General features: G+C 69.2%; 10 protein-coding genes. 4 read left to right on the plus strand and 6 right to left on the minus strand.

Going from position 1 to position 14198, the window contains the following annotated elements:
* Positions 1-50: 50 nt before the first annotated feature.
* Positions 51-1595 (minus strand): methyl-accepting chemotaxis protein, encoded by a 1545-nt coding sequence (locus GTO19_RS16285; RefSeq protein WP_291023045.1) that lies wholly within the window; start codon positions 1593-1595, stop codon positions 51-53.
* A gap of 275 nt (positions 1596-1870) precedes the next feature.
* Here GTO19_RS16285 and GTO19_RS16290 point away from each other — a divergent pair, with 275 nt between their 5' ends.
* A complete protein-coding gene (locus tag GTO19_RS16290; RefSeq protein WP_291023047.1) occupies positions 1871-2149 on the plus strand; it encodes a helix-turn-helix domain-containing protein in 279 nt (92 codons plus the stop codon).
* Positions 2146-3516 (plus strand): type II toxin-antitoxin system HipA family toxin, encoded by a 1371-nt coding sequence (locus GTO19_RS16295; RefSeq protein ID WP_291023049.1) that lies wholly within the window; start codon positions 2146-2148, stop codon positions 3514-3516. Before GTO19_RS16290 ends, GTO19_RS16295 begins: the two co-directional genes overlap by 4 nt.
* A gap of 8 nt (positions 3517-3524) precedes the next feature.
* Here the strand turns inward: GTO19_RS16295 and GTO19_RS16300 are convergent, their stop codons facing one another.
* Positions 3525-4421, minus strand: a complete 897-nt coding sequence (locus tag GTO19_RS16300; RefSeq protein ID WP_291023051.1) for a LysR family transcriptional regulator — start codon at positions 4419-4421, stop codon at positions 3525-3527.
* Positions 4422-4519: 98 nt separating this feature from the next.
* Between GTO19_RS16300 and GTO19_RS16305 the strand changes: the two genes are divergently transcribed.
* Positions 4520-6430, plus strand: coding sequence for an FAD-binding monooxygenase (locus tag GTO19_RS16305; RefSeq protein WP_291023053.1), 1911 nt, complete (start codon positions 4520-4522; stop codon positions 6428-6430).
* 27 nt (positions 6431-6457) lie between these two features.
* Here the strand turns inward: GTO19_RS16305 and GTO19_RS16310 are convergent, their stop codons facing one another.
* Positions 6458-7861 (minus strand): FAD-dependent oxidoreductase, encoded by a 1404-nt coding sequence (locus GTO19_RS16310; RefSeq protein ID WP_291023056.1) that lies wholly within the window; start codon positions 7859-7861, stop codon positions 6458-6460.
* Positions 7862-7884: 23 nt separating this feature from the next.
* Complete coding sequence (locus tag GTO19_RS16315) at positions 7885-8862, minus strand: tripartite tricarboxylate transporter substrate binding protein (RefSeq protein WP_291023058.1); 978 nt, start codon at positions 8860-8862, stop codon at positions 7885-7887.
* Positions 8863-8979: 117 nt separating this feature from the next.
* On the opposite strand from GTO19_RS16315, the gene GTO19_RS16320 reads away from it, so the two are divergent.
* A complete protein-coding gene (locus tag GTO19_RS16320; RefSeq protein WP_291023060.1) occupies positions 8980-9873 on the plus strand; it encodes a LysR substrate-binding domain-containing protein in 894 nt (297 codons plus the stop codon).
* 46 nt (positions 9874-9919) lie between these two features.
* Here the strand turns inward: GTO19_RS16320 and GTO19_RS16325 are convergent, their stop codons facing one another.
* Positions 9920-10708, minus strand: a complete 789-nt coding sequence (locus tag GTO19_RS16325; RefSeq protein ID WP_291023061.1) for a glycosyl hydrolase — start codon at positions 10706-10708, stop codon at positions 9920-9922.
* Between the two features lie 143 nt (positions 10709-10851).
* A complete protein-coding gene (locus tag GTO19_RS16330; protein WP_291023063.1) occupies positions 10852-13803 on the minus strand; it encodes a di-heme oxidoredictase family protein in 2952 nt (983 codons plus the stop codon).
* Between the last annotated feature and the right edge of the window lie 395 nt (positions 13804-14198).

A 14198-nucleotide genomic window follows, 5' to 3' on the forward strand; every position in this document is an offset into this window, starting at 1 on the left:
CCTGCCGGCCGCCTTCGAGGTCTGGTGCGCGCCGATGGGCGCGCAGTGACTCAGCCGTGCGAGAGCCGGAACACCGCCACGGACTCCACCATCTGCGCGGCCTGCGTCTTCAGACTGGAGGCCGCCGCCGCGCTTTCCTCGACCAGCGCCGCGTTCTGCTGCGTGGCCTGGTCCATCTGCGTCACGGCCTCGCCCACCTGGGCCACGCCCGAGCTCTGCTCGCTGCTGGCGGCGCTGATCTCGCCCACGATGTCGGTGACGCGGCGGATGCTGGCCACCACCTCGCTCATCGTGGCGCCGGCCTGATCGACCAGGGCCGAGCCCTGCTCCACGCGCTCCACGCTGTCCGTGATCAGGCCCTTGATTTCCTTGGCCGCCTCCGCGCTGCGCTGCGCCAGGTTGCGCACCTCGCCCGCCACCACCGCAAAGCCCCGGCCCTGCTCACCGGCGCGCGCCGCTTCCACGGCCGCGTTCAGGGCCAGGATGTTGGTCTGGAAGGCGATGCCGTCGATGACGCTGATGATGTCGGCGATGCGGCGCGAGCTGTCGTTGATGCCCTTCATGGTGTCCACCACGCGGGCCACCACCTCGCCGCCCTGCGCCGCCACGGTGGAGGCGCTCATCGCCAGCTGGTTGGCCTGCTGGGCGTTGTCGGCGTTCAGGCGCACGGTGGAGCTCAGTTGCTCCATCGACGCGGCCGTCTCCTCCAGCGCCGAGGCCTGTTGCTCGGTGCGGGCCGACAGGTCCTGGTTGCCCTGCGCGATCTGCGAGCTGGCCGAGGCCACGCCCTCGGCGTTGCCGCGCACGTTGGAGACCACGCGAGAGAGGTTGTCCTGCATGCCCTTGAGGGCTTGCAGCAACTGGGCCGCTTCGTCGCGACCGTCGCTGTGGATGCGGTTGGTGAGATCGCCCTCGGCGATGCGGCGCGCGCTGTCGGCGGCCTGCTGCAAGGGCACGGTGATGGAGCGGCTCAGCACGAAGGCGGCGGCGGCGCCGAACAGCAGGGCGAGCACGCCACCCGCGATCAGGATGGTGCGGCCCTGCGCGGCGGTGGCGGTGGCCTCGGCCAGGGTCTTGTCGTAGATGGACTGCTGGAACTCCTCCAGCTTGACGATCGAGTCGAGGTAGGCCTCGGCCAGCGGTCGCAGGTCGCGGTCCAGAGCCGCGCTGATGTCCTCACCTGCCAGGCGCTGCTTGAGCAGGTTGGCGCGCGGGGTGCGATAGGCCTCACGCGCGGCGTCGATGGCGGCGATGCGGCGCTTGCCTTCTTCCGACTGCACCAGTTCGATGATGCGCTTGCGCGACGCGAGCGTGATCTCGGACGTCTTGTCCATGGCGGCCTGCCATTCGCTCATGCGGCTGGTGTCCGAGTCGAGCGCGGCGGCGCGCGTGCGAATCCAGTTGAGGTCGATGGTCTGGCGCCATTGCATGGCCAGCTTCAGCTTCTCGTTGTCGATGGTGGCCAGCTGTTGCGTGGTCTGGGCCAGCTCCTGCAGGCGCCAGACACCGATGCCGGACATGAGCGCCGTGATGAGCAGAACCAATCCGAAAGCGAAGGCCAGGCGGTTGCCGACCTTGAGGTCATTGAGTTTCATGCAAGGGTCCGGAGTAAGGAGTTGGGCATTGGCCACCGCAACGGCGGCAGCGTGCTCGGCGTATCGTCCGCCGTGGCCGCCATCTTGAGGCGACCCGACCGCAGGCGGTCGCGAGATAAGCGGGCGGTGGCGAGCGCATTTGTTGCATCGGCAGATGTCCATCAAAGTAGACAAAATGCCGATTGGTCTGCTTTGTTGAACGCCGGTCTTGACAAACCGCCCACCAAAAAGACAATCAAAGCAGAATATTCGTCAATTATTCTTGTTTGACTGACATGACAAGCATCGCCGACATCTCCCAGACCCTGCGCGCCGCGCTGAAGCGCAGCGGCATGACCCAGGAGGCCCTGCGCCAGGCCGCCGGGCTCTCGCGCCAGACCGCGGTGAACGTGTTCAAGGGCACCGAGGACTTCAAGCTCAGCACCTTGCTCGCGGTGGCCGACAAGCTCGGCCTGGAACCCGTGCTCCTGCCCAAGGCGGCGGCGCGTGGCGAAGCGCTCGGCGTCAGCGAACCGGTCGTCGAGACCCTGGTGCAGCGCGCGCTCAAGCCATGAAAGCGCTGGAGGTCTTCATCGGCGAGCGGGCGGCCGGCCACCTGTTCCAGTACCCCGTCTCGCCCGAGCACACCACCAACCGCTTCGTCGCCCACGACGCCTTCGCCGACGACCCGAACCAGGAGCTGCTCTCGGTCGGCTTCCTGGCCGCCGACGCGCAGGCCCAGTCCGCCTTCTGGCGCGGCGTGAGCAGCCCGGTCCTCAACGGATCGCTCTCGCGCGATCCCCAGCGCGGCTGGCTGCTGCCGGCCTGGTTCCAGGGCCTGCTGCCCGAAGGCCCCCTGCGCAACCAGATCGCCGAGCTGCGCGGCTGCGGCATCAACGACCACTTCGAACTGCTCGCCGCCACCGGCGCTGACCTGCCCGGCAACGTCTACGTGCGCCCCGCCGACCTCGACCACGCGCAGATGCAGCGCCTCGTCACCTCGGACCACGACGCGCTGGAGATGTCGGTCACGGCCGAACCCATCCAGGACGCGATCTCCGTCTCGGGCATCCAGGCCAAGCTCTCGGTGTTGAAGCTCGGCGACCGATTCGTCGCCCGCACCCGGCTCGACGAGCGCGACCAGGCCCGGCACGTCATCGCCAAGCTGCCCGTCGTGGGCCAGCCCTTGTTGCCCGAACTGGAAGAACTCTCGCTGCGCCTGGCCGCGGCCGCGGGGGTGAGCGTCGTGCAGGCCGAACTCGCCCCGCTGGAGCGGCTGGAGGCCCAGCACCGCTACGACCTCGGCGACGCCAGTGCCAGCAGCCGGTTCCTGGCGGTGCAGCGCTACGACCGGGACGCGGACACCCCCACGCGGCGCGTGCACTGCGAAGACTTCGCCCAGATCCTGGGCGTGCAGCCCGAGGCCAAGTACACGCGGGACTACCTCTCGGTGGCGCGCGTGCTCATGGCGCTGCCCACGCTGGGCGAGCCGGCCGTGCAGGAGCTGCTGCGCCGCATCCTGGTGAGCGAGATGCTGGGCAACGCCGACATGCACCTCAAGAACATGGGCCTGCGCTACCCGGACGGCCGCACGCCCGAGCTGCCGCCCGCCTACGACATCGTCGGCTACGCGGCCTACGCCGGGATGCCGCGTGGCCGCGCGCTGCACCTCAGCCCCGATCAGCCCGAGGGCCTGAACCGCGACTCGGTGCTGACCGTGCACCTGGTGCGCGGCTTTTGCGCGCAGTTGGGCATCGTCGAAAAACCCGTGCTAACGGCGCTGCGCCGCTGCCGGGAAGCGGCCTATGCGCTCTGGCCCGCCATGATCGAAGCGGCGGCATTGACGGATCGCATGAAGGCCGGGCTGCTGCGGCAACTGCAGTGGCACCGCGACGCGCAGGCGATCGGCCAGCGGAAGGCGCAGCGGCCATCGAAGGCCTGAGCGGCGGCTCAGTTCCCCGCGAACAACTGCGCCATCGTCTGGCGCAACCACACGTTGCCGGGGTCGGCGTGGAAGCGTTCGTGCCAGTGCTGCTTGACCTTGTACTTCGGCAGTGACCACGGCGGCTCGAACAGTCTCACGCGGTCCTGCGAGGCCAGCACATCGCCCAGCAGCCGCGGCACCACCACCAGCAACTCGGTCTGCGCGACGATGCGGGCCACGCCCAGGAAGCTGGGCACGCGCAGCACGACGCGGCGCTGCACCTGATGCCGGCCCAGCACCTTGTCCACGATCGAGTGGCCGGTGCCCGAGGTCGTCACGACGATGTGGCCCTCGGCCTCGAAGCGGTGCTTCGTCAGGCTTTTCTGGATGCGCGGGTGCTCGCGCGAGGCCATCACCACGAAGTCCTGCGCGAACAGCGCCTGCTGGAAGAAGCCGGCCTCCAGGTCGGGCATGAAGCCGACCGCGAGATCCACATCGCCCGACTCCAGCCGGCCGCGGCTTTGCGCCGAGGCCTTCTCCGCCTCGACGCGGATGTGCGGCCCGATGCGCCCCAGGTGGTTGACCAGCGCCGGCAGCAGCACGACCTCGCTGATGTCGCTCATGCAGATGCGGAACTCCCGCTGCGCCCTGGCGGGATCGAACACCTCGGGCGTGAGGCGCGCCTTCTCGACCCGTTGCCAGGCCTCCAGCAGCTCGGGGTAGATGGCGCGCGCGCGCGGCGTGGGCTCCATGCCGCGCGAGGTGCGGCAGAACAGGCGGTCGTTGAAGTGGCGGCGCAGCTTGTTGAGGGCGATGCTGGCATTGGCCTGCGCCATGCCGCGGCGCTGCGCAGCCAACGAGACGCTCTGCGTCTTGTAGACCTCGACGAACACGCCGAGCCAGTCGAGGTCGAGCTTGGACATGAGTTCTATTGAAAAACGATATGGCGGGTATGGCGTATTGTGGCTGGACGCAATAGAGAGCGGCGAGGATAGTTGCCGGGCACCCGAATGGAGACACGATGCAGTTCTATCTGAATGGCTACCGCCCCGGCGACCCCGACCTGCTGGCCGCCGCACCCGGCGCCACGGACCGGTCCTGGGGGCCCGATGAAACGGTGGACGTACTGGTGGTGGGCAGCGGCCCCGCCGGCGTGGTGCTGGCCGCGCAACTGGCCCAGTTCCCGGGCATCCGCACCCGCCTCGTGGAGCGTCGCCAAGGCCCGCTCGAACTGGGCCAGGCCGACGGCGTGGCCTGCCGCACGGTGGAGATGTTCGAGGCCTTCGGCCTGGGCGCCAAACTGCGGCGCGAAGGCTACTGGGTCAACGAGACCGCGTTCTGGCGCCCCGCGCCGGGCGAGCGCTCGCGCATCGTGCGCACCGGGCGCGTGCAGGACGTGGAAGACGGCCTGTCGGAGATGCCGCATCTCATCGTCAACCAGGCGCGCATGCAGGCCTACCTGCTGGACTTCATGCGCCAGTCGCCGACCCGGCTGGAGCCGGACTACGGCCTCGAGTTCGTCGACCTCACGGTGGACGCCGACGGTGAGCACCCCGTGCGCGTCACGCTGCGCGAGGTGGACGGCGGCGCGACCCGCACGCTGCGCGCCAGGTACGTCGTCGGCTGCGACGGCGCGCGCAGCCGCGTGCGGCAGGCCATTGGCGCCGAGCCGCGCGGCGACTTCGCCAACCACGCCTGGGGCGTGGTCGACATGCTCGCGGTCACCGACTTTCCCGACATCCGTCTGAAGGCGGCGATCCAGTCGGCCGACGAAGGCAACATCCTGCTCATCCCGCGCGAGGGTGGCTACCTGGTGCGCCTGTACGTCGACCTCGGCGAGGTCGACCCGGCCCAGCGCTCGGACCTGCGCGAGCGCTACACGGCCGACAAGATCGTCGAGGTCGCGCAGCGCGTGCTGCGCCCCTACACGCTCGAGGTGCGCGACGTCGCCTGGTCCTCGGTCTATGAGGTCGGCCAGCGCGTCACCGACCGCTTCGACGACGTGCCGCAGGCGCAGGCCGGCGCGCGCCTGCCGCGCGTGTTCATCGCCGGCGATGCCTGCCACACGCACAGCCCCAAGGCCGGCCAGGGCATGAACGTGTCCATGCAGGACGCCTTCAACCTCGGCTGGAAGCTGGTGTCGGTGCTCGAAGGCCGGGCGGGGCCCGAGCTGCTGCGCACCTACGGCATCGAGCGCCACGCCATCGCCCAGGGCCTGATCGATTTCGACAAGGAGTGGTCGAAGATCATGGCCTCGCCGCCGAAGGACCCGAAGCACCCCGAGCTCGGTGGCGTGGACCCGGCCGAACTGCAGGCCTACTTCGTCAAGTCGGGTCGCTACACCGCCGGTGTGGCCACGCACTACCCGAGCGAGACGGTGCTCACCGCCCCGCCCGTGCACCAGCACCTGGCCACGGGCTTCACCATCGGCATGCGCTTCCATTCGGCGCCGGTGATCCGCCTGGCCGATGCGAAGCCCATGCACCTGGGCCACGCCGCGCGTGCCGACGCCGCGTGGCGCCTCTACGCCTTCGCCGACGCGAGTGGGGATCGCTTGCGCGCGCTGGCCCACTTCCTCGACCAATCGGCGGACTCACCGATGCGCCGCTTCACCCCGGCGGGCGCGGACATCGACAGCGTGATCGACCTGCGCGCCATCTTCCAGCAGGGGCACCGCGAGCTCGAGGTCGACAAGCTGCCCCCACTGCTGCTGCCGCGCAAGGGGCGCTTCGGGCTGATCGACTACGAGAAGGTCTTCTGCCCGGACCTGAAGAACGGCCCGGACATCTTCACGCTGCGCGGCATCGACCGCGGCCGCGGCGCGCTGGTGGTGGTGCGGCCCGACCAGTACGTCGCGAACGTGCTGCCCTTGGAGGCGCATGAGGAGCTGTCGGCCTTCTTTGGCCGCTTCCTGAAAACACCCAAGGCCTGACACGCGCCAAGACCGGGCCAGCCGCGCTCACGCGCGCGTCATCTCGCGCGCGAGCGTCTTCTGCGGCAGGTAGGCCCCCGCCTCGCGCAGCGTCTCCACCAGCGCGCGCGTGTCGAGGTCGTTGGCCGGTTGCCCGGTGCGAATCGACTGCGCCGCGGCCGTGCCGGCTGCCTGCCCCATCATGTACGCGGCCGATTGCGCGCGGATGGAGCCGTGCACCTTGGTCTCGCTCGAGTGGCAGCGGCCCGCCACCCACAGGTTCTCCCAACCGCGCGGCACGAGGATGCTGTAGGGGATGCCCACGCACTCGCCACGGCCCAGGTTGTCCTTGCCGTGGAAGTCCTTGAGGAAGCGCTCGTATTCCTTGCGGCTGGTGTCGCTCGGGTGCACGTCGGTCGGCCGGTTGTAGACGGCCACCTGGTCCGCGAACTGGCGGCGCGCCAGAAAGTCGTCCATGCCCAGCTCGAACTCGCCGACGATGCGCCGCGAATCGCGCACGCCCATCGACGGCGCCGTGCCCATCAGTTCGATCCGTTCGCAGCCAGGGACGTACGTCCGGTAGAACTCGGTGTACTCCACGGCGAGCTTGCGGCCGAACACCATGCCATCGGACAGGCTGCGCACCGACAGCGGGTTGAGGTTGAACACATGGCCGGCGTTGAGCGTCGCACCCTGCGGCCCCACGCGGTTCATGCCGGGAAAGAAGCGGTCTTCCTGCCTGAAGAAGCCGTCCTCGATCGCCTGCGGCACCCATTCGCTGCGCACGCGGGCCTTGATCTTGTCCAGGCCATCGTCCGCATAGGCGGGATCGTCCCAGTCCATGCCCGCGATCAGGGAGCACAGCGTGCTCGGCGCCACGGTCTCGGTGTCGCGCAGCACCACCTTGCACTCCGCACCCGCCAGCGTGGCCAGCGCGGCGTCGCCTGTGGCATCGACAAAGGCCCTGGCGGGCACGTAGCGAAGCCCTTCCACGTTGCTGACCACCACGCCATTGACGCGGCGGCCGTCGACATCGGCTTCCACGACGCGCGTGAAGAAGCGCACCTCGACGCCGGCCTGCACCGTGAAGTCGTCAAGAATCCGCTTGAGGTGCTCGGGCTGGAACGGCACCCAGCGGTTGAGCTGGCGGTTCAAATAGTCCTGCGTGACCTGGGGCGCGAAGGCTTTCTGCTCCCACATCGTCGTGAGCAGTTCCTTCATGAAGCCACCCACCAGCATGCGTTCGCCGTCCGACACCGGGCCGAAGGAGGCGACCAGGCCGCTGGTGCCCATGCCGCCGAGGCAACCGGTGGCCTCGGCCAGCAGCACCTTCAGGCCCAGGCGCGCGGCACACACCGCCGTGGCGGTGCCTGCGGGTCCGCCGCCCGCGACCACGAGGTCGTAGGGGGCGTCGGCAGGAATGCTGCGGGAGAGTTGGTAGCTGGCGGTCACGGGTTCACTCTCACTCTCATCGCTCACTTCTGGCCCGGCAAGGGCTGGGTCACGGTGGCAAAGCGCTTCACTTCGCTCTGGATGAACTCACCGAACTCGCTGGGGCCCTGCGTCGAGAGCTCGAAGCCCGAGGCCTCGAGCGACTTGGCCATGTCGGGCGCCTTGAGCACGGCGATCAGGTCGCGGGCAATCTGCTCGGTGATGTCACGGGGCATGCCTGCGGGGCCGCAGAATCCGGCCCAGTTGACGGCCTCGAAGCCCGGCAAGGTATCGGCGATCGTGGGCCACTGGGGGAACAAGGGGCTGCGCTGCAGACTGGTCACACCCAGCACCTTCATCTGCCCGGCCTTGATGAAGCTGTCGGCCGAACTCACCACCGAGAAGCCGATGGGCAGCACACCACCGGCGATGTCGGTGTACATCTTGGCCGCGCCGTTGTAGGGCACGTGCTGCAACTGGATGCCGCCCATGTGGTTGAGCATCTCGCCGGCCACATGGGCCGAGGTGCCGATGCCGTTGGAGCCGAAGGAAATGCTGTTGGCCGGCTGGGTCTTGGCGTAAGCGATCAGCGACTTGATGTCGTTGGCCGGGAAGCTGGCCGCGGCGACCAGCGCCACCGTGTAGTAGCCCGCGCGGGCGATCGGCTGAAGGTCCTTGAGCTCGTAGGGAAGATCCTTGCGCTGCAGCGCGTTGATGCTGAGCGAGCTGCCCAGCAGGCCGATGGTGTAGCCGTCGGCGGGCGAACGCACGACCGCCTGTGTGCCGATCACCACCCCGCCGCCGGGCTTGTTCTCGATCACGACGGCTTGTCCCCAGTGCTTCTCGAGCCGCTCGCCAACCAGGCGGGCCAGGCGGTCGGCCGCCCCGCCCGGTGGTTGTGGCAACACCAGCTTCACCGGTCGAGCCGGGAACTTCGACCCTTGTGCCCAGGAGGGCACGGCCGCGACCATCAGGCCGGCCATCAGGGTTTGGCGTCGAGTGAACGAATGGCTGTCGCGCATGGCATGTCTCCGGTGATCGGGCCGTCATGGCCTCTGGGATGCATGGTCGGGTGAGAGGCCTGGCACGGTCAAATGAAAAGAGTTGGACAGCCCTTAACCATCGGTTATGTTGTCGCGATGAACCTGCGCCAAATGGAAGTGTTCCGGGCCGTCATGCTCACCGGCGGCGTGAGCGGAGCGGCCGAACTGCTGCACGTCTCTCAGCCGGCGGTGAGCAAGACGCTCGCCCAATCGCAGCGCCAGTTGGGCTTCACCCTGTTCGCGCGCGTCAAGGGCAGGCTGGTGCCCACGGCGGAGGCGCAGGCGCTGCACGCCGAGATCGACGCCCTGTGGCGCGGCGTGGAGCGCGTGCGCGATGTCTCCCGCAGCCTGGCCACGCCGCGCAGCGGCACGCTGACCGTTGCCGTGTCAGCAAGCCTGGCGCCCTACCTCGTGCCGCGCGCGCTGGCGCAGTTGTCGCGCCGCTACCCTGGCTTGCAGACGCGCATGGAGATCCTCATCAACCCCATCCTGGTCGATGCCCTGCTCGATCGCTCGGCCGATGTCGGCGTGGCCCTGCTGCCCCATGTGCACCCCAACCTCGAGCAGGTCGCGCGCTACGAATGCGGCTTCGCCTGCGTGGCCCCGCCAGGCCACCGCTTCGCGAAGAAGCGCGCCGTGACCCCGGCGGACCTGCTCAGTGAACGCCTGATCGGTTCGCCGCCCGACACCCCCTATGGCCAGGCGCTTCAGAAGGCCTACGGTCGCGAAGCGGCGTCCTTGAACATCCACTCGCTCGTTCGCTCCGCCACCTCGGCCTGCTGGGAGGCCCAGTCGGGCGGCGGCGTGGCCGTCGTGGATCGAGCGGCCGTGGCGGGTTCGACCTTCAGCCGCCTCACCGTTCGGCCGTTCCAGACACGCGAGCGCCTGCCGATCGCCGTGCTGCGCAACCGCCATCGGCCGCCCTCACTGATGCAACAGGCCTTTCACGAAGCCTTCGCTTCGGTATGGAGCAGCGAGATGCCCCGCTGACGGGGCGGCACGCGGTCTGGCCGGCGTCCCCGGAGCCTCCGGTTCATCAGACGGAGAACGGCAGCGACAGGTAGTGCTGCCCCAGTTCGGACAACACCCCGGGCCCCGCCAGCAGGCTGGTGAAGTGCGGGTCGGGGTTCCAGCGGCCCGTGAACCAGGCGTAGCGCTGCACGTCGGCACGCGCCTCGCAAGTGGCCACCATGTCGCTCATCTGCACCTTCTGCTTGGCCACGCTGTCGATCTCGGCGCTGCCGTCGCCCACGTGCCAGTTGGCCATTTCCGTGACCCAGAAGGGTTTGCCGTAGCGCGTGAGCCGATCGAGCTGCGCCGCCAGCCCGTAGTCGTACCAGTGGAAGCCCAGGCAATCGATGCGGGGATCTCGTCCGCCGTGGGCGCCGCGGTAGGCGGCGTGAAAGGCATCGAGCCACACCACGGGGTCGGCGTGGCCCGGCATCGTGCCCCAGGTCACCTGGGGTCCCACGATCTGCACGCCCGTGGCCTGGGCGATGGCCTCGAAGCGGGGCCACAAGGCGGCCGCCTGCGCCGGGGTCAGGTTCGCCTGGTCGACCAGGTTGGGTTCGTTGACGACCAGCAGGTGGCGGATGGCCGGGTCCGCCTGCAGCATCTGCACGATCTGGGCGTCGTTGAAGTTGCCGTTCCAGAGCATGGGGATGAAGTCCATGCCGTGGCTGGCGCGCAGGTCGATCGAGGTGCCTCCGTGCACCTGCGATCCCCAGCCGTACCACCAGCTGACACCCGGCGCGAGCGCAGCGAAGTCCGCCGCGGCCCCGAGGTCGTAGGCGATGCCGCGCTTGGCGCTTTTCGTTCGCGGCAAAGGCTGTGAGCCAGCGCCCGGCGCAGGGGACGCGCCCGGATCACCGGTGCCACCACCCCCATCACCACCACCACCACAGGCGGCGACCGATGCGCCCGCCAGCGCGGCCAGCAGCAGGCGCCGCCGCCGAGGCGCCGCGCGGCTCACAGCGACCCCAGGAAGAGCAGCAAGGCCTCGCGGTCCGCTGTCGACAGCGCCTCGAAACGCTGTCGGCTGGCCGTGGCCTCACCGCCGTGCCAGAGGATGGCCTCCGTCAGCGTGCGCGCGCGGCCGTCGTGCAGGTAGCCCGCCATGCCGTTGCGCCCCGCCACCCATTGCGTGTAGCCGATGCCCCACAGGGCCGGCGTGCGCCACATGCTGCCGCTGGCCTGCCCTTCGACGAGCTGGTCGGCCAGGTCCGGCCCCATGTCGTGCAGCAGCAGGTCGGTGTAGGGCCGGATGGTCTGCTCGCGCACCTCGGCGAACTCGGTGCCCTTGCCCGTCTTCATCTGGCTGACGTGGCAGCTCGTGCAGCGCGCGTTCGCGAAGACCGTGGCGCCCAGCGCCACCTGCGTCGGCTTGACGTCGAGATAGGGCAGCGGGGCCACCCCCTTGGGAAAACCGCTGGCCACGCTGCGCTGCGCCGGCACGCCCAGCAGACCCAGGTAGCGCGTGATCGACTGCAGGGCCTCTTCGCCGAGGCCGCGCTCGAGCTTGTGCGTGGCCGAGCAGCGGGCCGGCCCGGCCATGCACTCGCGGTTGGGGTAGACGGGTGAGGTCACGGACATGTCGGTCAGCGCCGCGCTGGCCACCTGGTGGCGCAAGCTGACCTTGGACGCCTTCCAGCCGTAGCGGCCCACACGCACCGCACCGGTCTCCGGGTCGTAGGCGAAGTTCGCCGTGCCTTTCACGCCGTCGGCATCGGGCGTGCTGCGGGCGCGAGACAGGATCTCCTCGTCGGTGATCGCCTCGAGCAGACCCATGCCGATCATGGGCTGCGCGCTGCGAAGGGAATACACCGGCGGCGTCGGTCCGTCGAAGGCCACGCGTGGCTTGCGCAGCTCGACGACGGTGCCGTCGGCCAGGGTGACGTTGCGGGTGTCGAAGCCGATCACCCGCACGCCCGTGCCCCAGTCGATCGAAGCGCCAGGCGCCGAGCGACCGTTCATTTGCACCGCCAGGCCATAGCTGGGGTGCGGCACCTGCTGGCCATTGCCGTCGATGGCGGCCACGCGCACGGCCATGGTGTCCAGGCGCTGGTTGATCGCGCTCGGGGCGATGCCGCGGCCGTTGTTGATGTGACAGCCGACGCAGGTGGACTGGTTGAACAGCGGGCCCTGCAGACCGATGCCGGCGTCGTTGCGGTCGTTGCCGGCCTCGTTGTGCTCACCCGTCCACAGGTTCGTGTGCAACCAGCGCCGGCCTTCCACGAAGCGCTGCATGTTCTTCATGCCGATGTGGTTGTGCGGCTGCTGGAACATGAAGCTGGGGTTGTCGGCGTAGTCGTAGGAGATGGAGCCCAGCCCGCCTTGCAGCGTCTCCAGCGGCAGGGGCTTGTTCATCAGGCGCGGCTGCACGCCGTACCAGGGGCGCAGGCCCTCGCCCACCACGTAGGTCAGCTCGTTCGTGTAGTAGCGAAAGCCGCCGCTGTCGCCCAGGGCGTCCATGTCGGCGCGGGTGGAGAAGAACGAGCTGGTGAACTCGAAGGCATCGCCGACCGCCAGCGCGCGCGAGGGGATGCGCGGCCCCGTGGGCACGAGCACGCCGTTGGCATCGGGGCGCAGGTCGGTGTAGGCCGGGAGCTGATCGAACACCCAGCTGCACCCGCCGTTGGCGCCAATGACACCGTTGTAGCCGCTCGTGGGGTGGCGCAAGGCGCCCTGCGGTGGCAGCGGGATCACCGGGCACGCGGCGATGCCCTGTCCACCCTGCGTGTACGTCGAATCGTCCAGCAAGTCTCCCGGGCTCATCCAGCCGAAGCCGGTGACGTCCGGGTTGCTGAAGTTGCGCACGAAGCCCAGGCCACCGCCGCGCTGCGGCTGCTGGAAGTAGTGGTTGATGACCAGGCGCGGCCGGGTGACGCCGGGCACCTTGCTGTTGTCGATGAACTCGACGCCCCAGGTGCGGTTCTTGAAGTAGTTGGCGACGAAGTTCAGGTGCGCGCCCGGTCCCTTGTCGCGCGGCTGGCCGGCCGCGTCGACGGTCTCGTTGGGGCCGTGGCCGATCTCGTTCCAGTCCTCGCCGCGTTCGCGCGCATGGCGCGAACGGCCGACCATGCCCCAGCGCGTCACGAGGGTGCCGTCGGGCAGCGAGAACTGGATGGTCTCCAGCGGATTGGCGGGCGCGGGCAGGGGTTGGCGACCGTTGCCATTGGGCGGGAAGGGCACGGCCGAGGTCGCCAGCGTCGGCAGGGAGTTGTCGCTGCCCGGTGACTTGAACACGACCTCGTAGAGGGAGTAGCCATACTGCGTGCCACGCGCCACGCCTTGCAGTCGCAAGTAGCGCACGTTGGCATTGAGGTTGAAGAACTCTTCCACGCCGCCTTTGCCGGCGATGACGTAGCGCAGCTGGTACCAGTTCTGGCCATCGTCGGACGCCTGCAGCGCGTACTCCTTGCCATAGGCGTTCTCCCAGACGAGCTTGAGGTAGCCGATCGGCGTCTTGGCGCCGAAGTCGAACTGGATCCAGGCGTTGTTGGTGGCGGTGCTTTCCCAGCGCGTGCTGCCGCTGCCATCGATGGCTTTGGACGCGGTGTTGCCGCCCGCGGTGGGCGATGAGGTGGCGGCCACCGGGGCCACGGGCGCGCCGGGGTTGCCGAGGTCCACGCCCCATGGCAGTTGCAGCGCGGGCGGCGGCGCCTGCACCGGGGCAGCGACTGGCGCGGGCAGAACGACCGGCGTGTTCGTGGGTGGCGGCTCGAACGCGGGTTCGGGCAGCGGCGGGGGTGGCGAGGTGGACGGTGCCGGCGCCGAGGCGCCCGACTCGGTTCCGCCCGTGCCGGCCCCTCCTCCACCACCGCCGCCGCAGGCGGCCAGTGCCAGGGTGACAGCAAAGAGAATCCCCAGTTGACGCGCGCAGGCGGGCGCCGAGCCGGGACGTGGCTTCTTGTTGTGCATGGATGCTCCCCCGTTGGGTGTTTGAGTTCTGCCCGCGTGCGGACGACCCGGCGCAAAGCGCCATCGCCGCAACCCGTGAGAAAACGCAAACGCCGTGCCTGGGGCGGGCGAAGGCAACACTTGTTACGTCTTGTCGACACCCCCGGTGGTGGACGCCGGGCCGGCGTGAATGAAGACCGCGATCGCCGCCCGGCGCAGTCGCTCGATCATTGACACGACTGTGGCGGCAGCGTGACGGGAGGTGGATCGGCTGCTATCAATTTTTGTTCACATCCACCCCTTGGCTGGCGCGGGACGGACATTCTTTGGCAGGCCGATCGCGCGCCCCGCACAGGCACAGGGCGGCGCGACGTCGCAGACCGACTGATTACTTGGCGCGCGCGGCCACGATGGCC

Origin of the sequence: Hydrogenophaga sp. (genome assembly GCF_011772445.1) — a bacterium.
Classification (GTDB): domain Bacteria; phylum Pseudomonadota; class Gammaproteobacteria; order Burkholderiales; family Burkholderiaceae_C; genus Hydrogenophaga.